At 62.1% G+C, this 22,202-nt stretch carries 24 protein-coding genes, 2 tRNA genes and 1 other RNA gene; 14 read left to right on the top strand and 13 right to left on the bottom strand.

The annotated features are described in order from the left end of the window. Positions 1-989 (top strand): RHS repeat domain-containing protein (locus EBB59_RS14130; RefSeq protein ID WP_425451777.1); only part of this gene is annotated, 989 nt, incomplete at its 5' end. A 439-nt stretch (positions 990-1,428) separates the two neighbouring features. Next, on the top strand, positions 1,429-1,572 hold the full coding sequence (locus EBB59_RS14450) for an RHS repeat-associated core domain-containing protein (protein WP_342769020.1): 144 nt from the start codon (positions 1,429-1,431) through the stop codon (positions 1,570-1,572). Between the two features lie 89 nt (positions 1,573-1,661). Here the strand turns inward: EBB59_RS14450 and acnA are convergent, their stop codons facing one another. After that, a complete protein-coding gene (gene acnA / locus EBB59_RS01410; protein ID WP_122100381.1) occupies positions 1,662-4,412 on the bottom strand; it encodes an aconitate hydratase AcnA in 2,751 nt (916 codons plus the stop codon). 155 nt (positions 4,413-4,567) lie between these two features. Here acnA and EBB59_RS01405 point away from each other — a divergent pair, with 155 nt between their 5' ends. From EBB59_RS01405 to EBB59_RS01395, 3 genes are read left to right on the top strand one after another with little or no spacing between them, the layout of a single operon-like run. Further along, a complete protein-coding gene (locus EBB59_RS01405) occupies positions 4,568-4,810 on the top strand; it encodes an AbrB/MazE/SpoVT family DNA-binding domain-containing protein (RefSeq protein ID WP_122100355.1) in 243 nt (80 codons plus the stop codon). Then, positions 4,807-5,214: a type II toxin-antitoxin system VapC family toxin gene (locus EBB59_RS01400; protein WP_122100354.1), complete on the top strand. Its 408-nt coding sequence runs from the start codon at positions 4,807-4,809 to the stop codon at positions 5,212-5,214. Before EBB59_RS01405 ends, EBB59_RS01400 begins: the two co-directional genes overlap by 4 nt. A 29-nt stretch (positions 5,215-5,243) precedes the next feature. Next, the gene (locus tag EBB59_RS01395; protein WP_122100353.1) at positions 5,244-7,871 is read left to right on the top strand and encodes a bifunctional aconitate hydratase 2/2-methylisocitrate dehydratase; all 2,628 of its coding nucleotides are present in this window, start codon (positions 5,244-5,246) and stop codon (positions 7,869-7,871) included. A 110-nt stretch (positions 7,872-7,981) separates the two neighbouring features. Here EBB59_RS01395 and EBB59_RS01390 read toward each other — a convergent pair whose 3' ends face one another. After that, positions 7,982-8,224, bottom strand: a complete 243-nt coding sequence (locus EBB59_RS01390; protein ID WP_122100352.1) for a hypothetical protein — start codon at positions 8,222-8,224, stop codon at positions 7,982-7,984. Positions 8,225-8,366: 142 nt separating this feature from the next. After that, on the bottom strand, positions 8,367-8,624 hold the full coding sequence (locus EBB59_RS14505) for a DUF3653 domain-containing protein (RefSeq protein WP_122100351.1): 258 nt from the start codon (positions 8,622-8,624) through the stop codon (positions 8,367-8,369). A gap of 206 nt (positions 8,625-8,830) precedes the next feature. Between EBB59_RS14505 and EBB59_RS01380 the strand changes: the two genes are divergently transcribed. Continuing rightward, positions 8,831-10,618 (top strand): copper resistance system multicopper oxidase, encoded by a 1,788-nt coding sequence (locus EBB59_RS01380; RefSeq protein ID WP_122100350.1) that lies wholly within the window; start codon positions 8,831-8,833, stop codon positions 10,616-10,618. A gap of 2 nt (positions 10,619-10,620) precedes the next feature. Next, the gene (locus EBB59_RS01375; RefSeq protein ID WP_158601679.1) at positions 10,621-11,481 is read left to right on the top strand and encodes a copper resistance protein B; all 861 of its coding nucleotides are present in this window, start codon (positions 10,621-10,623) and stop codon (positions 11,479-11,481) included. A gap of 72 nt (positions 11,482-11,553) precedes the next feature. Here the strand turns inward: EBB59_RS01375 and EBB59_RS01370 are convergent. From EBB59_RS01370 to ssrA, 3 genes are all read right to left on the bottom strand, one after another. Further along, positions 11,554-11,629: transfer RNA gene (locus EBB59_RS01370), tRNA-Glu, on the bottom strand. Between the two features lie 46 nt (positions 11,630-11,675). Further along, a tRNA-Ala gene (locus EBB59_RS01365) sits at positions 11,676-11,751 on the bottom strand. A gap of 170 nt (positions 11,752-11,921) precedes the next feature. After that, positions 11,922-12,274: a transfer-messenger RNA gene (gene ssrA / locus EBB59_RS01360) on the bottom strand. An 87-nt stretch (positions 12,275-12,361) separates the two neighbouring features. Here ssrA and EBB59_RS13690 point away from each other — a divergent pair. Further along, positions 12,362-12,619 (top strand): hypothetical protein, encoded by a 258-nt coding sequence (locus EBB59_RS13690; RefSeq protein WP_122100348.1) that lies wholly within the window; start codon positions 12,362-12,364, stop codon positions 12,617-12,619. Positions 12,620-12,687: 68 nt separating this feature from the next. Continuing rightward, positions 12,688-13,074 carry a CBS domain-containing protein gene (locus tag EBB59_RS01350; protein ID WP_147455471.1) on the top strand — a complete coding sequence of 129 codons (387 nt, stop codon included), beginning with the start codon at positions 12,688-12,690 and terminating at the stop codon, positions 13,072-13,074. Between the two features lie 54 nt (positions 13,075-13,128). Here EBB59_RS01350 and EBB59_RS01345 read toward each other — a convergent pair whose 3' ends face one another. The 7 genes from EBB59_RS01345 to EBB59_RS01315 all read right to left on the bottom strand — a co-directional run bounded on the left by EBB59_RS01345 (position 13,129) and on the right by EBB59_RS01315 (position 18,669). Further along, positions 13,129-13,809, bottom strand: a complete 681-nt coding sequence (locus EBB59_RS01345) for a YiaD family glycine zipper/OmpA-like lipoprotein (protein WP_122100346.1) — start codon at positions 13,807-13,809, stop codon at positions 13,129-13,131. A 124-nt stretch (positions 13,810-13,933) separates the two neighbouring features. Continuing rightward, complete coding sequence (alr, locus tag EBB59_RS01340; protein WP_122100345.1) at positions 13,934-15,061, bottom strand: alanine racemase; 1,128 nt, start codon at positions 15,059-15,061, stop codon at positions 13,934-13,936. Positions 15,062-15,227: 166 nt separating this feature from the next. Further along, complete coding sequence (locus EBB59_RS01335; RefSeq protein ID WP_122100344.1) at positions 15,228-16,628, bottom strand: replicative DNA helicase; 1,401 nt, start codon at positions 16,626-16,628, stop codon at positions 15,228-15,230. A 207-nt stretch (positions 16,629-16,835) separates the two neighbouring features. Further along, a complete protein-coding gene (gene rplI, locus EBB59_RS01330; RefSeq protein ID WP_122100343.1) occupies positions 16,836-17,288 on the bottom strand; it encodes a 50S ribosomal protein L9 in 453 nt (150 codons plus the stop codon). A 200-nt stretch (positions 17,289-17,488) separates the two neighbouring features. Continuing rightward, the gene (rpsR, locus tag EBB59_RS01325; RefSeq protein WP_122100342.1) at positions 17,489-17,719 is read right to left on the bottom strand and encodes a 30S ribosomal protein S18; all 231 of its coding nucleotides are present in this window, start codon (positions 17,717-17,719) and stop codon (positions 17,489-17,491) included. Positions 17,720-17,730: 11 nt separating this feature from the next. After that, positions 17,731-18,165, bottom strand: coding sequence for a 30S ribosomal protein S6 (gene rpsF / locus EBB59_RS01320; protein ID WP_122100341.1), 435 nt, complete (start codon positions 18,163-18,165; stop codon positions 17,731-17,733). 165 nt (positions 18,166-18,330) lie between these two features. Continuing rightward, positions 18,331-18,669: a HesB/IscA family protein gene (locus tag EBB59_RS01315; protein ID WP_122100340.1), complete on the bottom strand. Its 339-nt coding sequence runs from the start codon at positions 18,667-18,669 to the stop codon at positions 18,331-18,333. A gap of 67 nt (positions 18,670-18,736) precedes the next feature. Between EBB59_RS01315 and asnS the strand changes: the two genes are divergently transcribed. The 5 genes from asnS to EBB59_RS01290 are packed head-to-tail and all read left to right on the top strand — an operon-like array spanning position 18,737 to position 22,194. After that, on the top strand, positions 18,737-20,131 hold the full coding sequence (gene asnS, locus EBB59_RS01310) for an asparagine--tRNA ligase (protein ID WP_122100339.1): 1,395 nt from the start codon (positions 18,737-18,739) through the stop codon (positions 20,129-20,131). A 3-nt stretch (positions 20,132-20,134) separates the two neighbouring features. Next, the gene (locus EBB59_RS01305) at positions 20,135-20,452 is read left to right on the top strand and encodes a hypothetical protein (RefSeq protein WP_122100338.1); all 318 of its coding nucleotides are present in this window, start codon (positions 20,135-20,137) and stop codon (positions 20,450-20,452) included. Then, positions 20,449-20,775 carry a hypothetical protein gene (locus EBB59_RS01300; protein WP_122100337.1) on the top strand — a complete coding sequence of 109 codons (327 nt, stop codon included), beginning with the start codon at positions 20,449-20,451 and terminating at the stop codon, positions 20,773-20,775. Before EBB59_RS01305 ends, EBB59_RS01300 begins: the two co-directional genes overlap by 4 nt. Positions 20,776-20,777: 2 nt before the next feature. After that, complete coding sequence (locus EBB59_RS01295) at positions 20,778-21,419, top strand: FMN-binding negative transcriptional regulator (protein ID WP_122100336.1); 642 nt, start codon at positions 20,778-20,780, stop codon at positions 21,417-21,419. Continuing rightward, positions 21,409-22,194, top strand: a complete 786-nt coding sequence (locus tag EBB59_RS01290; RefSeq protein ID WP_122100380.1) for an SDR family oxidoreductase — start codon at positions 21,409-21,411, stop codon at positions 22,192-22,194. Before EBB59_RS01295 ends, EBB59_RS01290 begins: the two co-directional genes overlap by 11 nt. The last annotated feature ends 8 nt before the right edge of the window (positions 22,195-22,202 follow it).

Raw genomic sequence — 22,202 nt, 5'->3', positions numbered from 1 at the left:
AGGAGGGGAAGAAGATGAAAGGAATAACGTACACGAAAGCAAGGCGTCGGGTGCGGCCGTGGATATGGGCATTGTGGCTATGCTGTCTGCCGGTGGTCGCCTGGTCGCAGGTGGTGGAGTATATCCATACCGATGCGTTGGGCAGCCCGGTGGCGGTGACGAACGCATCGGGCCAGGTGATTGAACGAACCGGTTATGCCCCCTACGGAGAGAAGCTGGGCAAGGCCAACGACGACCGTCCGGGGTATACGGGCCACGTGATGGACAGCGCCACCGGGCTGACGTACATGCAGCAGCGCTATTACGATCCGATGCTCGGACGCTTTCTTAGTGTTGATCCGGTGACGGCGTTGACTAATGGTGACATGCGGCATTTCAATCGCTATGTCTATGCTTACAATAATCCGTATCGGTTCACTGATCCAGATGGGCGATGCCCTTGGTGTGCGGGTGCTGGGATTGGTGTTGGACTTGAACTTGCCCGTCAGATAGTTACGGGTGAGATCAAGGACACAAGCCTTAAAGGTATTGCTGGAAATGTTGGTAAGGCACTTGTTGCCGGTGCTGCTGGTGCAACAGGTGCAGGGATTGCTGCTGGAGTTGCGAAGCTGACAACTAGCATGGCTGTTAGAGCCACCGTGAACGGGGTGGCAGGTGCCGCCATTGGTGCTGCATCTACGGGCGCCAATAATGCTATACAAGGGAATGAAATAACAAGTGGCATGGGAACCACTGCGATCGTGGGGGGCGCTGCTGGTGCAGCTGGTTCGCTTGTGGGTGATGCAATTGATGTAGCCAGGTCCGCAGTTAATACCAAGGCAGTGGACTCTATCCCGTTGGCGGATAGAAATTTGTTGGAGCACATAAGGGAGACGACTACAGGTGGCACGACAAATTCAAGTGCGGTAGGGGCTGCGGCTGCTGCAAGCAATGTGATGTCCAATTCGGGGGGAATGGTTGAATCATGCGGGGTAAGGAAAGAATGTTAGGGTTGCGCAAAAAGATGTGGCTGCTGATTGTCATTAACGTCTTCCCTGATGCCATAGCCATTGGTATTGTCGGTGTTGTCATGGAAATTATATATCGCGTGCTCTCTTGTCTTGGGTTATTAGAAGGTGGTCTGGAGCTTCTTCCGCTATCGGGGTGCTTGGGGGTAGCATTTGTAATATTTCTATTGCGGTTTCCAGCAGCGATCAAGATCATTAGGTCCCATTCGAAGAGGGAATAAAGGGGTCTCTGCAAAAATAAATTTCAAATAACTTAAGGCTGAAGTGAGTGTAATTCATGCTGGAATTTATATAAATATTTTTCAATGTTTCCAGGGAAACATAGATAGACATGTAAAACAGGGGTAAGAGTCGATTTTCATGATGATCAGTAGTACACAAGGCCCGCTATTGTTTATGGTGATTTCTATTGTCTTATTGCGTGGCGATAGGCCGCGGGAACAGCGATCGGGTAGGCTACGCAGGCCACGTGATGGACAGCGCCACCGGGCTGACGTACATGCAGCAGCGCTATTACGATCCGATGCTCGGACGCTTCCTTAGTGTTGATCCGGTGACGGCTTAAAGCACGCCGGGAATGAACTTCAATCGGTATTGGTATGCCAATAAAAATCCGTATCGGTTCATTGATCCGAAAATGATGGATAATCCCATCTACTTCCCAGCGAGCTGCCGCAATACATAATGCAGAAGGCCGCCGTGCTTGAAGTATTCGACTTCCTTCGGCGTCAGCAGCAGCACCTCGGTTTCGAATTCAATCCTCTCGCCATCGGGTTTCAGCGCGGTGACTATCGCGGTTTTCGAAGCGCCATTTCTCAGGCCGGTGATGCCGACGATCTCGTCGCCCTTCAATCCCAGCTTGCCGGCGTTCTGATCCTCCTTGAAGCGCAGCGGCAGCACGCCCATCCCGACCAGGTTACTGCGGTGGATGCGTTCGAAACTTTCGGCGATCACCGCTTTAATACCCAACAGGTTGGTGCCCTTGGCCGCCCAGTCGCGGCTGGAGCCGGTGCCATATTCCTTGCCGGCCATCACCACCAGTGGCACACCGTCGGCCTTGTATTTCATGGCCGCGTCGTAGATCGCCATTTCCTCGGCCTGACCATTCCCGCCGTAATGGAGGGTATAGCCGCCTTCCTTTCCGTTCAGCATCAGGTTCTTGATGCGAATGTTGGCGAAGGTGCCGCGCACCATCACGTCGTCGTTGCCGCGACGGGAGCCATAGCTATTGAAGTCGGCCGGTTGCACGCCACGTTCGATGAGGAAACGGCCAGCCGGCGAATCCTGCTTGATGTTGCCGGCGGGACTGATGTGGTCGGTGGTGATGGAATCACCGAACAAGCCCATGATGCGCGCACCGGTGATGTCCTCAATTCGGCCCGCCTGCATGGTCATGCCATCGAAGTAGGGTGGGTTCTTGATGTAGGTGGAATCATCGTTCCAGGCAAAGGACTGACCTTCGGGCACTTCGATCGCATTCCAGCGCACATCGCCCTTGAACACCTCGGCATAGTTCTGGTCGAACATTTCAGGGCCGAGGGTGCGGGCGATGAGGTCGCCGATGTCTTTGTTCGATGGCCAAATGTCGCGCAGGTATACCGCATTGCCCTCGCGATCGTGGCCGATGGGATCGCGGACGAGATCGATGTCCACGGTACCGGCGATGGCATAGGCCACCACCAATGGCGGGCTGGCGAGATAGTTCATCTTCACCTCGGCATGGATGCGGCCCTCGAAATTGCGGTTGCCGGACAACACCGCCGCCACCGCCAGGTCGTTCTCGGCGATCCCCTGGCTGACAGCCCCGGGCAACGGCCCGGAATTTCCGATGCAGGTGGTGCAACCGTAGCCGACGACATAGAAACCGAGCTTCTCCAGATCATCGAGCAGACCGGCTTTCTCCAGGTAATCGGTGACCACTAGCGAGCCGGGGCCGAGCGAGGTCTTGACCCAAGGCGCCGACTTCAGCCCCTTCGCGGCGGCGTTACGGGCCAGCAGACCCGCACCGATCATCACCGCCGGGTTGGAGGTGTTGGTGCAGGAAGTGATCGCGGCGATCACCACCGAGCCATCGCTCAGGTGATGCTCGCCATCGTCGAGCTGGATCTTCGACACCGGTTTGGCCGCCAGTCGATCCGCCTGCTCCTGGTCGCCGCCCTCGCTGTCGAATTTGTTGACGGCGCAGCCGACCGCCTTGCGGTTGGCGGTGAAGCCGCCCACGTTATCGCGGTAGTTCTGCTGCATTTCGGCCAGTAGCACACGGTCTTGCGGGCGCTTGGGCCCGGCGAGCGAAGGTTGCACGCAGGCCATGTCCAGCGCCAGCACGGTGCTGTATTCGGCTTCGGCGGAATCAGCGTCATGCCACAGCCCTTGCGCCTTCGCGTATGCCTCGACCAGGGCGATCTGCGCTTCATCGCGGCCAGACAGGCGCAGGTAGTTCAGCGACTCGGCATCGATCGGGAAGATGCCGCAGGTGGCACCGTACTCGGGCGCCATGTTGGCGATGGTGGCGCGATCGGCCAACGGCAGGTGCTTGAGGCCGGAGCCGAAGAACTCGACGAACTTGCCCACCACGCCCAGTTTGCGCAGCATCTCGGTGACGGTCAGCACCAGATCGGTGGCGGTGGCGCCTTCCGGCAGTTGGCCGGTCAACTTGAAGCCGACCACTTGCGGGATCAGCATCGAGGAAGGTTGGCCGAGCATTGCCGCTTCGGCTTCGATCCCCCCCACGCCCCAGCCCAGCACGCCGATGCCGTTGATCATGGTGGTATGGCTATCGGTGCCGAACACGGTATCGGGGAAGGCGTAGGTCATGCCTTCGATCTCGCGCTCCATCACCACGCGCGCCAGATACTCCAGATTGACCTGGTGGACGATGCCGGTATTCGGCGGCACCACCTTGAAGTTGTCGAACGCCTTCTGGCCCCAGCGCAGAAAGCTGTAACGCTCCTTGTTGCGCTGGAATTCGATCTTGCCGTTCAAGTCGAGCGCATCGTGGCGGCCAAACACATCCACCTGCACCGAGTGATCGATCACCAATTCGGAAGGGATCAGCGGATTGATCTGTTCCGGTCGGCCGCCCAGTTTCCGTACCGCATCGCGCATGGCCGCCAGATCCACCACGCAAGGCACCCCGGTGAAGTCCTGCAACACCACCCGCGCCGGCATGAAGGCGATCTCGGTGGCCGGTTCGGCCCGGGCATTCCATTTGGCCACCGCTTCGATGTGTTCCAAGCCAACCGTCTGGCCGCCATCCTCATGGCGCAGCAGATTCTCCAGCAGGATTTTCATCGAGTAGGGCAGGCGGGTGATGTCGAAATGCCTGCCCAGCCTGGGCAAGCTGAAATAGTGGAAGCGCTTGCCATCGATGCTCAGCTGGTCTCGGCTGGCGAAGGAATCTTGCATGGTGGTCTCCTGGGGCTGGGCCGCTTGGGCTTGGCTTGTCGCACCATTATCGGCATTGCGCGTTACGCCCCGGTGTTCGGCCCGATTCATCATCCACGCTTGAGTATGCGCACTCAGGTATGTATGATTCACGCATACCAAAGAGGAGCGCGAGCGTGGAAGCAACCGTCGCCGAACGCGGGCAGATCACCCTTCCCAAAGCTGTCCGCGATGCGCTGGGCCTGACCAAGGGCAGCGTGCTCAAGGTCGAGCTGGAAGGAGGGCGCATCATCTTGCGCAAGAACGTGGAGGATGCCGTTTCCCGCGTCCGTGGCCGTTTCAAGCTGGACGGCTTCACCGATACCAACGAAGCCATGCGCGCCCTCCGTGGCCGCGCGCCGGGCGAGCCGCTGGAATGATCGCCATCGACTCCTCCATCCTCATCGACCTGCTGGCCGATGGCCCAGATGCCGATGCCGCCGAGCTATGCCTTCGCCGCTCGCTCGCCACGGGCCCGGTGGTGATCTCGGATGTGGCGCTGGCCGAGGTATGCAGCGCGCTGCATGGCGGCGACGAGGCATTGGCCGTACTGGAGGAAATCGGCATCCGTTTCGACGCGCTTGAAGCCAAATCCGCCTTGCGCGCGGGCGAGATGCAGCGCCGTTACCGCCAACGCGGCGGCCAGCGACTGCGCGCCGTCCCCGACTTCCTCATTGGCGCGCATGCACTGTTGCAATGCGATGGCCTGATCACCCGCGACAGCGCTTTTTACCGCGACTACTTCAAAGGGCTGAAAGTCATCAGCCCAAAGCCCACCCCCTGACATATCGCCAGCATCCCAAGGAGAACCCCATGCTTGCCAGCTACCGTCAACATGCCGCCGAACGCGAAGCACTCGGCATCCCGCCGCTGCCATTGACCGCGCAACAGACCGCTGAGGTCATCGAACTGATCAAGAGTCCACCGGCGGACGAGGGCGAGTTTCTCGTCGATCTCCTCGCCAACCGTGTGCCGGCCGGCGTCGACGATGCCGCCAAGGTCAAGGCCAGCTACCTTGCCGCGGTTGCCTTCGGTAAGGAATCCACTCCGCTGATTTCCAGGAAGCGCGCGGTGGAACTGCTGGGCACCATGCTGGGGGGCTACAACATCCACCCGCTGGTCGAGCTGCTCGACGACGCCGAACTGGGTGAAACCGCTGCCAACGCCCTCAAGCACACCCTGCTGATGTTCGATGCCTTCCATGACGTCAAGGCCAAGGCCGACGCCGGCAACGCCCATGCCAAGGGAGTACTGCAAAGCTGGGCCGACGCCGAATGGTTCACAAGCCGCCCGGAAGTACCGGCCTCGATGACCATCACCGTATTCAAGGTGCCGGGTGAAACCAATACCGATGACCTTTCGCCGGCGCCCGACGCCACCACCCGTCCCGACATCCCAATGCACGCGCTGGCGATGCTGAAGAACAAGCGCGAAAACTCACCGTTCTCGCCTGAGGAAGACGGCAAGCGCGGCCCGATCCAACTGATCCAGGATTTGAAGCGGAAAGGCCATCTCGTCGCCTATGTCGGCGATGTGGTCGGTACCGGCTCCAGCCGCAAGTCGGCCACCAACTCGGTGCTGTGGTGGACCGGCGAAAACATCCCGTTCATTCCCAACAAGCGTTTTGGCGGCGTCTGCCTCGGCTCCAAAATCGCGCCGATCTTCTACAACACCATGGAAGACGCCGGTGCATTGCCACTTGAAATCGACGTGGCCGACATGAACATGGGCGACGTGGTGGAACTGAAGATCGACCACGCCAGTGGCCGGGTCACGGCATTCAAGGATGGCCAGCAGATCGCGGAATCCACACTGAAATCCGACGTGCTGCTCGACGAGGTACGCGCCGGCGGCCGCATCCCGCTCATCATCGGTCGTGGACTGACCGCCAAAGCGCGCGAAGTGCTTGGCCTCGAACCTTCGACCCTGTTTCGCCTGCCACAGGATCCGGCCGATACCGGCAAGGGCTACACGCTGGCGCAGAAGATGGTCGGCCGTGCCTGCGGCCTGCCGGAAGGGAAGGGCATCCGCCCCGGCACCTATTGCGAGCCGAAAATGACCTCGGTGGGTTCGCAAGACACCACCGGTCCGATGACCCGTGACGAACTGAAGGATCTGGCCTGCCTCGGCTTCTCCGCCGACTTGGTGATGCAATCGTTCTGCCACACCGCGGCCTATCCGAAACCCGTCGATGTCAAGACGCACCATACGCTGCCGGAATTCATCTCGACCCGTGGCGGCGTTTCGCTGCGGCCGGGCGACGGCATCATCCATAGCTGGCTCAACCGCATGCTGCTGCCGGATACGGTTGGCACCGGTGGCGACAGCCACACCCGCTTCCCGGTCGGCATCTCGTTCCCCGCCGGCTCCGGCCTGGTGGCCTTCGCCGCCGCCACCGGCGTGATGCCGCTGGACATGCCGGAATCGGTACTGGTGCGCTTCAAGGGCCAACTTCAGCCGGGCGTGACCCTGCGCGACCTGGTCCACGCCATCCCGCTCTACGCCATCAAGCAAGGTTTGTTGACGGTGGAGAAGCAGGGCAAGAAGAACATCTTCTCTGGCCGCATCCTGGAAATCGAAGGATTGCCGCAACTGAAGGTGGAGCAGGCGTTCGAACTGGCCGATGCTTCCGCCGAACGCTCCGCCGCCGGTTGCACGGTCAAGTTGGACAAGGCGCCGATCGTCGAATACCTCACCAGCAACATCACGCTGCTGAAGTGGATGATCGCCGAAGGCTATGCCGATGCCCGCTCCTTGCAGCGCCGCATCGACAAGATGGAGCAGTGGCTGGCCGCCCCGAACCTGCTTGAAGCCGACGCCGACGCCGAATACGCCGCGGTCATCGAGATCGATCTCGATCAGATCGTCGAACCGATCGTCTGCTGCCCGAACGACCCGGACGACGCCAAAACACTCGGCGATGTCGCCGGCGCCAAGATCGACGAAGTGTTCATCGGCTCGTGCATGACCAACATCGGCCACTTCCGTGCCGCCGCCAAATTGCTGGAAGGCAAGCGCGACATCCCGACCCGCCTGTGGGTCGCCCCTCCGACCAAGATGGATGCCGCCGAATTGACCAAGGAAGGCCACTACGGCACTTTCGGCAGCGCCGGTGCGCGCATGGAAATGCCGGGCTGTTCGCTGTGCATGGGCAATCAGGCGCAAGTACGCGAAGGCGCGACGGTGATGTCCACCAGCACCCGAAATTTCCCCAACCGCCTCGGTAAAAACACCAACGTCTATCTGGGATCGGCGGAACTCGCCGCGATCTGCTCGCGTCTGGGCCGCATCCCAACCCGCGAGGAATACCTCGCCGACATCGGCGTAATCAACGAAAAAGGCGAGGAAATCTACCGCTACATGAACTTCGACCAGATCCCGGAATACCGGGAAGTCGCAATGGCATCAAGGCCGCTTGATCCAACAGCGGGCTTGCCGTGACAACCAGCGCATCAAGTTCGGCACTTTTCGCCGAGCTTGATGCGTAGTGATGCAAAAGCCCCTGAAATCAGGGGCTTACAGATTCTTTTTTCGAAGATACCAACGGCTCATCAACCGGCGATCTCTAGGCGGCGTTCCACGCGTTCTAATCTTTCGGCAAGACGATCTATCCTTACGCTTTGTTCAGCATGTGCTTCGTCTTGCTGTCCTTCGGTCGTAGACAGTCTTGCCAGGGTAATTTCGATCCGTCCCAGCCTTGTTGTATGTTCGTCGATTTTCCGCTCGATTCGATCTTGGCTGGCTTGGAATCGTTTCAGGTGTTCCAGCAGCAGGTTTTCAACGTTGTTGCTCATATCTGGGGCTCCTTGGTTGACTGGAGTGTAGCACTTGGGGTGCAGGGGCTTGCCCCTGCGGATGCGCTCTTGATCCGGCCTGGCGCGTATCGGTTGCTTGCACTTGGTTACAGCGTCATGACCTCAGCCCCCGACACCACACTCACGATGACCGCTTTTGCGATCGTGCTGGCCCGAGGTCGCCATAGGCTTGGACGTGTCGCCACATCATGCGATCCAGTACGTGAGGTGGTAGGCGCTCGCCATGGGGATTGATGATGTGATGTCCTGCCATCCGCCATCCCGACCAGGGTCCATGGAGGCTCGTGCGGTTGTGGATCACGCGGTCGTAGTGAGCGGCAGCGCAGGGATGAGGGCATGCTTGGCCCTCAGGCCAACAGGGTGGACGGAGTCGATGCATGTCGGCACATTGCCGCTAACCGGGTGAGGATTTCGCGCACTTTGCGCACCAGCCTATCCAACTTCGCATAATTTTTATTATGTAATAAATTCATTAGACCCACCCATGCTTATGCCGGCACTCTCGGATGAGGCGATACTTCCGTCCTCAACAAAGTACCGCCTGGCCTCTCCATCTCCCCTTACCAACGCTCAGAGCAATCAGTAATGACCGAACTTTTCGACTTTCACCGCCGCAAGTTCGTCACCGGCGCGCTCGCGCTGGGTGGAGTGGCCGTCACGTCGCCGGCTCACAGCTGGGGTCGCGCCCGTCGGGATGCCCATATGCATACTCAAACGATGAGTGCGCTCGCAGGGGAACGTTTCGAGCTGGTTATCGGTGAGATCCCGGTCAATCTGACTGGACGGCCCGCGCGGGCGAAAGTCGTCAACGGCATGTTGCCGGCGCCCACGCTCCATTGGCGCGAAGGCAGCACGGTGGAACTTGCCGTGCGCAACGCGCTCGCCGAAGACACTTCGATCCATTGGCATGGCATTCTTGTGCCGGCGAACATGGATGGCGTGCCCGGCTTCAGTTTCCATGGAATCGCGCCAGGTGAATCGTATCTCTATCGTTTTCGGCTGAGGCAAGCCGGCACTTACTGGTACCACGCTCATTCCTCGATGCAGGAAGCGACAGGCGTTTACGGGGCGATCGTCATCGAGCCGCGTGAAGGTCATCGCGTCCATGCCGACCGCGACCACGTCATCGTCCTGTCCGACTGGAGTGACGAAGACCCGCACGCGATTCAACGCAAGCTGAAGATCATGGGCCACTACTACAACCGTCACTTGCGGACAGTCGGCAATTTTCTGCGCGATGCCGGCCGTGACGGCTTGCGCGCCACGCTGAAGGATCGTGGCGCCTGGGGCCGGATGCGGATGAGTCCGACCGACCTCGCCGACGTCACCGCGCTCACCTACACCTACCTCGTCAACGGCAGCACGCCGGCGGGCAACTGGACCGCCCTGTTCAAACATGGCGAAAAAGTGCGCCTGCGTTTCATCAACGCCTCGGCAATGACTTATTTCGACGTCCGCATTCCCGGCCTGAAGATGACCGTGGTCGCCGCCGATGGCCTGGATGTCGAGCCGGTAACTATCGACGAATTCCGTATCGGCGTCGCCGAGACCTACGACGTGATCGTCGAGCCGGCGGAACGGCCCTACACCATTTTCGCCCAGGCGATGGATCGAGGCGGTCATGCCAGAGCCACGCTCTCACCCGCGCCGGGATTGGAGGCGGCGGTTCCATCGCTTGACCAACGCCCGCTGCTGACGATGGCCGACATGGGACACGGCGCAATGGGCGATAGAGAAATGAAATGCGGCGCGTCGATGAAAAAGTCCGAAACGGCGGAAATGAAATGTGGAACCGGAGTGTGCGGCACGGCCATAAAGGATACCCACGGCGGCCACGGCAACATGGCGAAAATCAGCCATCTGGCCAGTGAATCGGACAATCCCGATGTGGACATGCAGACGATGACGCCCTCGCGCGGCATCAACGATCCCGGCATCGGGCTTCGAAACAACGGCCGCCGCGTACTGACTTACGGCGACCTGAAATCCACCTTCCCCCTGCCCGACCCGCGCACGCCCGGCCGCGATATCGAGCTGCACATCACCGGCAACATGGAGCGCTATGTCTGGGGCTTCAACGGCATTCCATTCTCCAAGGCACAGCCGATCCGGCTCAACTATGGCGAACGGGTGCGCATCGTGCTGGTCAACGACACCATGATGGAGCACCCCATCCACCTGCACGGCCTGTGGAGCGACCTTGAGAGCATGGAAGGAGAATTCCAGGTGCGCAAGCACACCGTCAGCGTGCCGCCTGGCCACGTTCGCAGCATTCGAGTCACCGCCGACGCGCTTGGACGCTGGGCCTTTCATTGCCACATGCTGATGCATATGGAGATGGGCATGTTCCGTGAGGTACGGGTGGAGGCATGATGATGAAGCCGATACTCGTCACCGCACTGGCCGCGGTCTCGCTCCCCTCCCCCGCTCAACACTCCGGCCACGCCCCTGTGCCACGCGCGCCGCAATCGATGCCAACCACGCGCGCGGAAGTCCCGAAATCACCGGATAAAAAGCCACTGCCCGACTTCATCCCGGCAGTCACGCGAAAAGAGATCGACGACGCCTTCCCCAACCTTGACGGCATGGACATGTCCTCGCACATGCGCGAAGACCCCTGGCTCACCAGCGTGCGTTTCGACCGGCTCGAACGCGGCCTGCAACGTGATGCTGCGGCAAGCTGGGAAATCCATGCCTGGACCGGCAAGAGCCGCGACCGCCTATGGCTGCGTAGCCACGGCGAGCGCCAGGCGCATGGCGTCCACGGTAACGTCGAACTGATGTGGGGCCATGCCACCGGCCCGTGGTGGGACCGAATGATCGGCCTGCGACGCGATTTCGCCGGCGGCGAGCGGCGTGACTGGGTCGGCCTCGGCGTACATGGCCACGCCTCCTACAAATTCGACGTGGATGCCACCGCGTATCTCGGAAACGAGGGGCGTGCTTCATTCGAAGGCAAGATCGGCTACGAAGCGCTGCTCACCAATCGCTTGATTCTGCAACCGGAGCTGGGGCTGTCCATCCACACGAAAGACGATGCACGGATGCGGATCGGCCGCCGACTGTCCAATATGCACGGCGGTCTGCGTTTACGCTATGAATTCACCCGCGAGTTGGCCCCCTATTTCGGTTGGCGATGGTCCCGTACTTACGGACGGACCGCCGAACTGCGCCGCGAACACGGCGAGCCGGTAACCGAACGTGGCTGGGTGGTGGGCATACGATTTTGGTTCTGACGCATGATCGGCAATCCATCAGCGTGGATAGGATCGCAAGAAAAACACCCGCTTTCGCGGGCGTCTTGTAAGTGGCGTCCCTACGGGGATTCGAACCCCGGTCGCAACCGTGAAAGGGTTGTGTCCTAGGCCTCTAGACGATAGGGACGTCGATCTTGCATGCGGAACGGAGAGGCATCCGTCGCGCCGAAAAGTGGTGGAGCCAAGCGGGATCGAACCGCTGACCTCCTGCATGCCATGCAGGCGCTCTCCCAGCTGAGCTATGGCCCCACGTGTTGGGAGCTGGAAATGATAGGCATATGAATGGCGGACGTCAACAAGTTTGATGAAAATTTTGTTGATCCTGTCGCCGCTCATACGAACAAAGGGCCGGAAGCCTTGAATTTCCTGGTATTCCGGCCCTTTTCGATGCGTCCACGGAACATTCGCGGACACGTTGTTGGTGGAGGTGGGCGGAATCGAACCGCCGTCCGGAGGCACTCCATGCCCGGCACTACATGCTTAGCTCGTTGTTCGATCTCGGGCGGCGGCAACACAACGTGCGAGGCACACCGCAACCCATACCCGCTTTGTCTTGGCCTTGGTTGGCGGGTCGCCGCCAAGACCGATCCCGTGATGATGACCCTACGGCGCGAGCACGGGCACAAGCGCTTTCGGGGCTAGGCCTTAAGCGGCCAGAGCGTAGTTGTCGTCGTTGGCAACTATATGTTTTGCCGCTGGATTTACGAGGAAAGCTGCCCCCTCGGCATGCGCCAGACGATTTCGCAACCCCCGTCGAAGCCAGTGCACCCCCGGATGAACCAGGTATCGCAAACCTTGCAGCGGTTCGGTTGAGTCAAAATTGACCGACCGGGTAAGTCTACAGTGTGGATGCCGGGTTGTGCGCATTCGCGCCCTACCCTGGCTGAATGGCCACTCGACCAACGTCATCCTCAAATGCGGCGAAACCGCCGTCGCCAAATCATCGACCGTCAACGGCTCGAACGAACGGCACCAGCGCGGCCAGGACGTAGATGCCGACGTACCGCACCAGATCGCATCGACGAACCGCACCGCCAATACGCGCAAGGGATGCCCCGCCACGCACGCATTCGAACCAGCGGAACATGAGCTTATGCGCTCCCCAGCGAATGGGTGACAGGCCAGTGCCATGCCAATCGGCATGATGCCGACGCATAATGCGTGCAGCCCATCATCCGCGACGCCATGAACCCCAATACCGCCACCCTGCGCGATCTACTCCGCCCCGCCGCCTCGTTGATCGCCGTTGCGCCGGGCGACAGCCTGCGCCGGGCATTCTCGTTGATGCGCGAACACGGCGTTTCGCAGCTACCGGTACTGGACCAAGGCCGTATCCTCGGCATCATCGACGAGAGCGACCTCTTGTTGCAGGTATACGGCGAACGCGAGCGCTTCGACGACAAAGTGGAAACCGTGATGGTCAGAAAGCTGGATTCGCTTGCCATCGACGCCCCACTCGATGCTCTGCTGCCGCTGTTCGAGCGCGGCCACATCGCGCTGGTGGACGATGATGGCGAGTTTGCCGGGCTCATCACCCGCAGCGACCTGCTGGCATGGTTGGCCGGCGAATGAATCGGAAAGGGCCGCGGTGAGCGGCCCTTTCGCATCAAGCGCGGACGTGGTGAATCAAGCGCCGCTGCGCAGCGGGATCAAGCGGATTTCGACGCGACGGTTCAACGCCCTGCCCTGGTCGGTGTTGTTGTCGGCGACCGGATACTGGAAGTTGTAGCCGTGCGTCTCCAGCCGCACCTGCTGCACGCCCTGCCCGCCCAGGTAAGCGGCGACCGAGCGAGCGCGCTGCTCGGAAATGCGCTGATTGACCGAAACGCTACCGACATTATCGGTATGGCCGTTGATCTCGACGATGGTCTGGTTGTATTCGTTGATCGTCTTGGCAATCGAGTTCAACGCGGTGTAGAACTGCGGCTTGACATCGGTCTTGTTGAAATCGAAGGTCACGCCGTCGGGCAGGTTGAGTTTGATGACATCGCCATCGCGCTGGACATCGACGCCCGTGCCGGCGGTCTGGCGACGCAGTTCGGCTTCCTGGCGATCCTGATAAGCACCGACGCCGGCCCCCGCCAGACCACCGATGCCCGCGCCCACCATCGCCTTCTGGCGGCGGTCGGTGGCGTCCTTGCCGGCCAGCAGGCCGGCCACCGCGCCAATACCCGCGCCGATAAGCGCACCACGCTGGGTGCGATTGGGGTCGTTCGGGTCATTGGTCTGTCCGGTATAGCTGGCGCAGCCGGCCAGCATGCTGGTGGCGAGGGCGGCGGCGAGGCCGGCTTTCAGTGAAGTATTCATTACGGCGCTCCTTGGCGTTCAAATCCGAAGGCGGCCAGCCTAGGAATGCCGCAGTGGCCGCAACGTGAACACGACACCGGCATTCAGGTTCACGCGCAGGACATCGGCGTGGAGTAAGGACGGCTCAACCGCCCAGATGGTGGCGCGGGATGCGTTCGTTCAAACCGGTCAGCAGTTCGTAGGGAATGGCCCCCACCCACTCGGCGACCTGCTCGATGCGGATACGCTCCCCGCCCTGCCGACCAACCAGCACCACTTCGTCTTCGTTCCAGGCGCTGTCCCAGCCGATATCGACCATGAACTGATCCATGCAGACACGCCCGACCATCGGGTAGCGACGGCCGTGGATCAGCACCTCGCCGCACGAGGACAACGCCCGTGGCCAACCATCGCCATAGCCGATCGGCACAGTGACGATGCGCGTCATGCGCCCGGCCCGCCAGGTGGCGCCATAGCTGACGCTCGCGCCCTCCGGCACCACCTTGAAGAACACCACTTGCGACTTCACCGCCATCGCCGGGGCCAGTTCGATGGTCGGGCGCGAGGCCGGGGCGGGCATCACGCCATAAAGGATGATCCCCGGCCGCACCATGTCCAGCCAAGTGTGCGGAAAATGCAGCACGCCGCCGGAATTGGCCAGATGGCGTATCGGCATCGGCGCGCCAATACGCTCGAAATGCGCGCAGGCTTCGTGGAAGCGCTCCAACTGCATCGCGGTCATCGGCGAAACGGGGTCGTCGGAGCAAGCCAGATGCGAGTACACCCCCTTGACCTCGCACCATGGCGAAGCCGCGGCTGCCTCGATCAATGCGCCGGCATGGTAGCTGTGCACCCCGATCCGTTCCATGCCGGTATCGATCTTGAGATGGATCACCGCGCGCTTGCCGCGCGACTCGGCCGCAGCCTCGACCTGGCGCAGCTTGTCCAGCGAGGACACGGTGATCTCCAGGTCGTGGTCGAGATACTGCGTGACCTGCGGCCCGAAGATGCCACCCAGCACCAGGATCGGTGTACGAATGCCGGCCTGGCGCAAGGCCACGCCTTCTTCGACGAAGGCCACCCCCAACTGGTCGACGCCCTGTGCCGCCAGATGCCGCGCCACTTGCAACAGGCCATGGCCATACGCATTGGCCTTGACAATGCCCATCACCGGCACCCCCACATGGGCGCGGATCGCGGCCAGATTGTGCGAAAGCGCCGCCAGGTCGACTTCGATCCGGGTCGGGCGTTGGTGGAAGACGGCACTGTTCATGGGGATATTCTAGGCATTCGTCGGGCCGGAGCCATACATGCCTCCCAGCCCGCGGCGCCTTCGATGCACTGGGGATTGACCATTACGGATTCGAATGCGAAGCCGGTCCCGCTCCCCGAAAACGGCTCGTTGCCTCTTCAGGAAAAGGCATCATCGCCAATGAAGCTTATTCGAAAGCCCCGATGCTGTCGTGACTCAAGTTGTCGAAGCGGGTGTATTCGCCGAAGAATTTCAGCTTGATCGAGCCGGTCGGGCCGGAGCGCTGCTTGCCGATGATGATCTCGGCCAGCCCTTTGTCCGGCGAGTTTTCCTTGTTGTAGTACTCGTCGCGATAGATGAAGACGATGATGTCGGCATCCTGCTCGATAGCGCCGGATTCGCGCAGGTCGGCCATCACCGGACGCTTGTCGGTACGGGTTTCGAGCGAGCGGTTGAGCTGGGACAAGGCGATCACCGGCACGTTCAGTTCCTTCGCCAGCGCCTTCAGGCTACGTGAAATTTCTGAAATCTCGGTGGCGCGGTTCTCGCTGTTGCCCGGCACCTGCATCAGTTGCAGGTAATCGATGACGATGAGCCCAAGATCGTGTTCGCGCTTCAAACGGCGCGATTTCGAGCGCAGCACCTCCGGCGAGAGTGCGGGCGTGTCGTCGATGAAAATCTTGGTTTCCTTCAGCATGCGGATGGCACCGGCCACGCGGCTCCAGTCTTCGTCCTCCAATTGACCGGTGCGCAGGCGGGTGGCGTTGACCCGGCCGTTGGAGGAGATCAGGCGCAATGCCAGCTGCGAGGCCGACATTTCCATCGAGAACACCGCCACCGCCTTCTTCGAGCGGATCGCGGCGTATTCGGCGATATTGAGTGCGAAGGTGGTTTTGCCCATCGCCGGGCGTGCCGCCAGGATGATCAGATCGGTCGGTTGCAGGCCGGCGGTCATCTGGTCGAAATCGCTGTAGCCGGTCGGCAGGCCGGTAATGCTGCCGCCGTTCTCGAATCGTTCCTGCAATACTTCGAAGGCATCCTTGAGCGCGGTATTGACCGCCACGAAATCGGCGCGGCCACGGCTGCCGGCTTCGGCGATGGCGAACACTTCCTGTTCGGCCTTGGCGAGGATCTCGGTGCTGTCGCGGCCTTCCGGCTGGTAGCCGTCATTGACGATGCCGGTGCCGACCTCGATCAACTGCCGCAGCACCGCCTTGTCGCGGACGATCTCGGCATAGGCGCGGATGTTGGCGGCCGAAGGCGTGGTGCTGACCAATTCGACTAGATAGGCGCCGCCAGCCACCTCCTCGGCCCGACCCTGCGATTCGAACCATTCGCCCAGCGTCACCGCGTCGAAGGGCCGGTTGCGGTCGGCCAGTTCGCGGATCGCCCGGAAGATCAGTTGGTGATCGCGGCGGTAAAAATCGTGCTCGGTGACGAGATCGGCCACCCGGTCGAACGCTTCCGGCGCCAGCATCAACCCGCCAAGCACCGCCTGCTCGGCCTCGACCGATTGCGGCGGCAGGCGCAACTGGTGGACACGGCGGTCGGCGTGATCGTTGGAACGGAAATCGGGGCGGCTGGACATGGGGTTCGATCAATTCCGCGGCGCTTGTCGGGCATCCATGCTAGAAGCCCGCTTGCCGGGCCACCAGACAGCAAAACGGTGGGATTCTGGTGGAGTGCCTGTGGACAACTCCAAGTCGGTTGGTCATGTGGAAGCCGCAATCAGCGGCCGTCACAAAACGAAACGGGCGCCCCGGAGGACGCCCGTCGATCTTGCAGGCGGACAGGCTTACGCGTCCTCGCCCACCACGATCACCTTGACCGGGGTTTCCACCTCGGCGGCGAAATGAGCCATCACTTCGTACTCGCCGGTGTGGCGCAGCGGGCCTTCGCCCATCATCACTTCGCTCTTGTTGAGCGGCAGGCCGGCGGCGGTGAACGCATCGGCGATGTCGCGCGGCGTCACCGAGCCGTACAGCTTGCCTTCGTTGGAGGCGTTGGCGGTAATGGTCACGCTGGCGCCCTCGAACTTGGCGCGGCGGGACTCGGCCTCGTCGTGCGTGGCCTGGGCCTTGGCTTCGTATTCGGCGCGCTTGGCCTCGAACTCGGCCAGGTTGGCGGCGGTGGCCGGCACGGCCTTGCCCTGCGGCACCAGGTAGTTGCGGCCGAAGCCCGGCTTCACATCGACGGTATCGCCGAGTTTGCCCAGGTTCTGCACCTTCTGTAGGAGGATGAGTTTCATTGAGTGTCTCCGTTAGCGGGAATGCCCGCAGCTTGTGAGTTGTCCGGATGGACGGGATTCATCGTTTCATCGACAAACGAATTCCGCACGACCTGCCGTGGTGGGGTTGCGGGCCGAAAAAGCACGCGCCTCGCAGTGACGGGAGTCAACGGGAAGCACGGCCGGCCCGGACACCGCCACGGCGGGCGGGCAAAGCGGAATCAAACGTCGTGGTTGTCGGTGTAGGGCAGCAGCGCCAGATAGCGGGCGCGCTTCACCGCGGTCGCCAACTGGCGCTGGTAGCGCGACTTGGTGCCGGTGATGCGGCTCGGCACGATCTTGCCGGTCTCGGTAAGGTACTGGCGCAGGGTGTTGAGATCCTTGTAGTCGATCTCGGTCACGCCTTCGGCGGTGAATTTGCAGAACTTGCGGCGGCGGAAGAACTTGGACATGTGCGTGCTCCTCAGGCGGCTTCGGCTTCGTTGTTGTCGCTATCGTCGGAAGCGGCTTCGGCGTTCTCGCTGCCTTCCTCGTCACGGCGGCGGCGCTCGCCACGCTCCGGCTTGTCGCCCTTCTCGTCCTTGTTCTTCATGATCAAGGATTGCTCGGTGACGGCCTCGTCGCGCTTGATGACCAGATGACGCAGCACCGCATCATTGAAGCGGAAGGCATCGACCAGTTCGTCCAACGCGGCCTGGTCGCACTCGATGTTGAACATCGCGTAGTGGGCCTTGACCAGGTTGTTGATGGGGTAGGCCAGCATGCGGCGGCCCCAGTCCTCGACGCGGTGGATCTTGCCGCCGGCGTTCTCGATGGCGCTGGTGTAGCGCTCGAGCATGCCAGGCACTTGTTCGCTCTGATCCGGGTGGACCAGGAACACGACTTCGTAATGACGCATTTCGTTTCCTCGTGGATATCGGCAAGGCGGAATTGCCTTGCCCGACAGCTCCCGGACACCGCCAGCGGCGCCGTGGAGCGAGCACCCCGGCGGGAGACCCCGCAGGGAGCCGGAAATTATGCAGGAATCATGGGACTTGCGGCAAGTTGCCGCCGCCGGGCCGGTTCAGCCCTTCTCCGGGTCGGTGGTGAAGCTCTCGCCGCAGCCGCACTCGCCCTTGACGTTGGGGTTGCGGAACACGAACTGCTCGTTGAGGCCCTGCTTGAGGAAATCGATCTCGGTGCCATCGACCAGCGGCAGGCTGTCGGCATCGACCCATACGCAGACACCGTCCTGCTCGAACACCGCGTCGCCATCGTTGGCGGCCACGGCCATGTCGATCACGTAGCCCCAGCCGGAGCAGCCGGTGCGTTTGACGCCGAAACGCAAGCCGGCCTTGGCCGGATCGGCGGCGAGATAGGCGCGGACGCGTTCGAGTGCGGCGGGGGCGAGGGTGACGGCCATGGGTGCAGTGTACTTCTGAATTAAACTTCCCCGCTTGATCGATGCCCGAAACACAGGATTCAAGACGATGACGACGACATCCGTGGCCGCCGCGCTGGCCGGCCAGTTCCCCGAAGGCGGCCAGGTGACGGTCAAGGGCTGGGTGCGCACGGTGCGCGGCTCGGCGGGGCTGGCCTTCGTCAACGTCAGCGACGGCTCCGGTTTCGCCCCGATTCAGGTGGTCGCCGCCGGGCAGCTTGCCAATTTCGAGGACATCAAGCGCCTGACGCCCGGCTGCTCGGTGATCGCCAGCGGCCAACTGGTCAAGTCGAAGGGCAAGGGGCAGAGCTTCGAAATCCAGGCCGACGACGTCGAGATCGTCGGCTGGGTGGAAGACCCGCTGACCTACCCGATCCAACCCAAGCCGATGTCGCCGGAATTCCTGCGCGAGGTCGCCCACCTGCGTCCGCGCACCAATCTGTTCGGCGCCGTCACCCGCATCCGCCACTGCCTGGCGATGGCGGTGCATCGCTTCTTCCACGAACAAGGCTTCTACTGGATTTCCACCCCAATCATCACCACCAGCGACGCCGAGGGCGCGGGCCAGATGTTCCGCGTCTCCACGCTGGACATGGCCAACCTGCCCCGCGACAAGGCGGGCGAAGTCGATTTCTCCCGCGATTTCTTCGGCAAGGAGACCTTCCTCACCGTTTCCGGCCAGCTCAACGTGGAGGCGCATTGCCTCGCGCTCAGCAAGGTCTATACCTTCGGCCCCACCTTCCGCGCCGAGCAGAGCCACACCACGCGCCATCTGGCCGAGTTCTGGATGATCGAGCCGGAAATCGCCTTCGCCGACCTGAACGATGACGCCAATCTGGCGGAGGATTTCCTCAAGTACCTGTTCCGCGCCGTACTGGACGAGCGCGGCGACGACATGGCCTTCATCGCCGAGCGCGTGCAGAAGGACGCCATCACTCGCCTCGAAGCGTTCATCAACGCGCCGTTCGAACGCATCGACTACACCGATGCCATCGCGCTGCTGCAAAAAGCCGGCAGGAAGTTCGAATTCCCGGTGGAATGGGGACTCGACCTGCAAACCGAGCACGAACGCTGGCTGACCGAAGAGCACGTCGGTCGCCCTGTGGTGGTCATGAACTATCCCGAGGCGATCAAAGCCTTCTACATGCGCATGAACGACGACGGCAAGACGGTGGCGGCGATGGACGTGCTGGCGCCGGGCATCGGCGAGATCATCGGCGGCAGCCAACGCGAGGAACGCCTGGACCTGCTCGATGCGCGCATGCAGCAATTCGGCCTGGATCCGGAGCACTACGGCTGGTACCGCGATTTCCGCCGCTACGGCACGGTGCCGCACGCCGGTTTCGGGCTTGGCTTCGAACGCCTGGTGGTCTACGTCTGCGGGCTGACCAACATCCGCGACGCCATCGCCTATCCGCGCGCGCCGGGCAACGCGGAGTTCTGAGCGATGGCGTTGTTCATCGCCCTGTGCTTCGTCGGCGTCGCCATCGCCGGCGCTTCGGCCTTCGTGATCTTCTGGCCGCTGGCGCTGGTGCATCTACGCGACCGACACCCGGCAATGCGCGCGCGCCTGGGCGAAGGCGCCTTCCTCGACCCGCGCGCGCTGTGGTGGCTACTGTCGATGCGCTACCGCGAAGTGCGCGATGCGGGTTTTACCGGCCTGGCCACTCCCGCCTGCCTGGCCTTCGCCACCTTTTTGTTCGCCCTGGCGATGGCCGGCTTGCTGTGGCTGTGGTCGCTCGCCCTCCCGGAGATCGGTGCATGAATGAAATCGCCTTGCACGACGACGACATGGCTCACGACGAATGGTGGCTCGCCACGCTTGGCGACACGCTGATCTGGGCGCGTTTGCGCGTGCGCGAGGCCGGTACCGCCGAGGTGCTCGATGCCGACGGCGCCACCCTGCCCTACGACAGCCCGGATACCGCGCGCGCCGCGTTGATGGATGCCGAATTCGTCGCCTTCGACGGCCTGGACGAGGACGACGCCCTACATCGCGGCTTCAGCCTGCACGACATTTCGCCGCCCACGGGCGATGACGACCGACTGCGCGCCAAGATGGTGCTGAATCTGGGCCGGCGGGCCTAGGCATGTTCGTCCAGCGTGTCTTCGCCAACGATGACCCGAGCCGGCTGGACACACTGATCGCGCACAACCCCTTCGTCACCCTGCTCACCGCCACCGCCGATGGCGCGCCCATCGCCAGCCAGATCCCCGTGCTCTACCGGCGCGATGCCGATGGCGTGCTGGTCGAAGGCCATTGGGCCCGGGCCAACCCGCAGGCGCGCCTGGACGATGCGCCGGCACTGGTGATCGTGCATGGCCCGCATGCCTACGTATCCGCCAGTCGGTATACGGACAAGGCCGAACAGGCCCGCGTGCCCACCTGGAACTACAGCACCGCCCACCTGCACTGGCGGCTGCAACAATTCGACGACGAGGAAAGCCTGATCGAACTGATCGCCCGCATGAGCCGGCACTTCGAACAGGCCGCCGGCGGCGATTGGCGCTTCGACCCGGACAACCCGGCCGAACGCGTCCAGCTACGCGGCGTCCGAGGATTCCGCCTGCGCCCCGAGCACATCGAAATCAAGGACAAACTGAGCCAGAATCAGCCGCACGACAACCGCCGGGCCGTCGCCGGCCGGCTGGCCGCGCAGAACGGCCACGACGCCCGGCACATCGCCCGCTTGATGCAAGACACCTTGAAGGAACCTGATGATGCAACTTGATCTCACCGGCAAACATGCCCTTGTCTGCGGCGCTTCCGAGGGCATCGGCCGCGCCACGGCCATTGAACTGGCGCAGCTCGGCGCCGATGTCACCGTACTGGCGCGGCGCGAGCCGGCATTGCGCGAAGTGATCGCCACCCTGCCCCGGCATGGAAGCCAGCGGCATGGCTTCATCACCACCGACATCGCCGACACCGATGCCCTGCGCACGGCGACGAACGCCCTGGCCGCCGAGCGCCCGGTACACGTCCTGGTCAACAACAGCGGCGGCCCGCCCGGCGGCCGCGCCATCGATGCCGACATCGACGCCTTCCTCGCCGCCTACCGCCAGCACCTCATCGCCAACCAGACATTGGCCCAGGCGCTGACGCCCGGCATGCGCGAAGCCGGCTACGGGCGCATCGTCAACGTGATTTCAACCTCGGTCTACGAGCCGATCCCCAACCTGGGCGTTTCCAACACCACCCGCGCGGCCGTGGCCGGCTGGGCCAAGACGCTCTCGAAGGAACTGGCCGCCGACGGCATCACCGTCAACAACGTGCTGCCCGGCTTCACCGAAACCGGGCGCATCGCCCAGATCGTCAGGGACCAGATGGCGCAGAGCGGCAAGCCCGAGAACGAAGTGCGGGCGGCGATGCGGGCGCTGATTCCGGCGCAACGCTTCGCCGACCCCGCCGAGGTGGCCAGCGTGATCGTCTTCCTCTGCACGCCGGCGGCGGCTTACGTCAGCGGCCAGTCGATCGCGGTGGATGGCGGACGGATGAATTCGATCTGACTCCACCC

The organism is Solilutibacter pythonis (assembly GCF_003697345.1).
GTDB lineage: Bacteria > Pseudomonadota > Gammaproteobacteria > Xanthomonadales > Xanthomonadaceae > Solilutibacter > Solilutibacter pythonis.
Note: the sequence above shows the minus strand (reverse complement) of the source record. Positions and strands in the feature narration are given on the sequence as shown.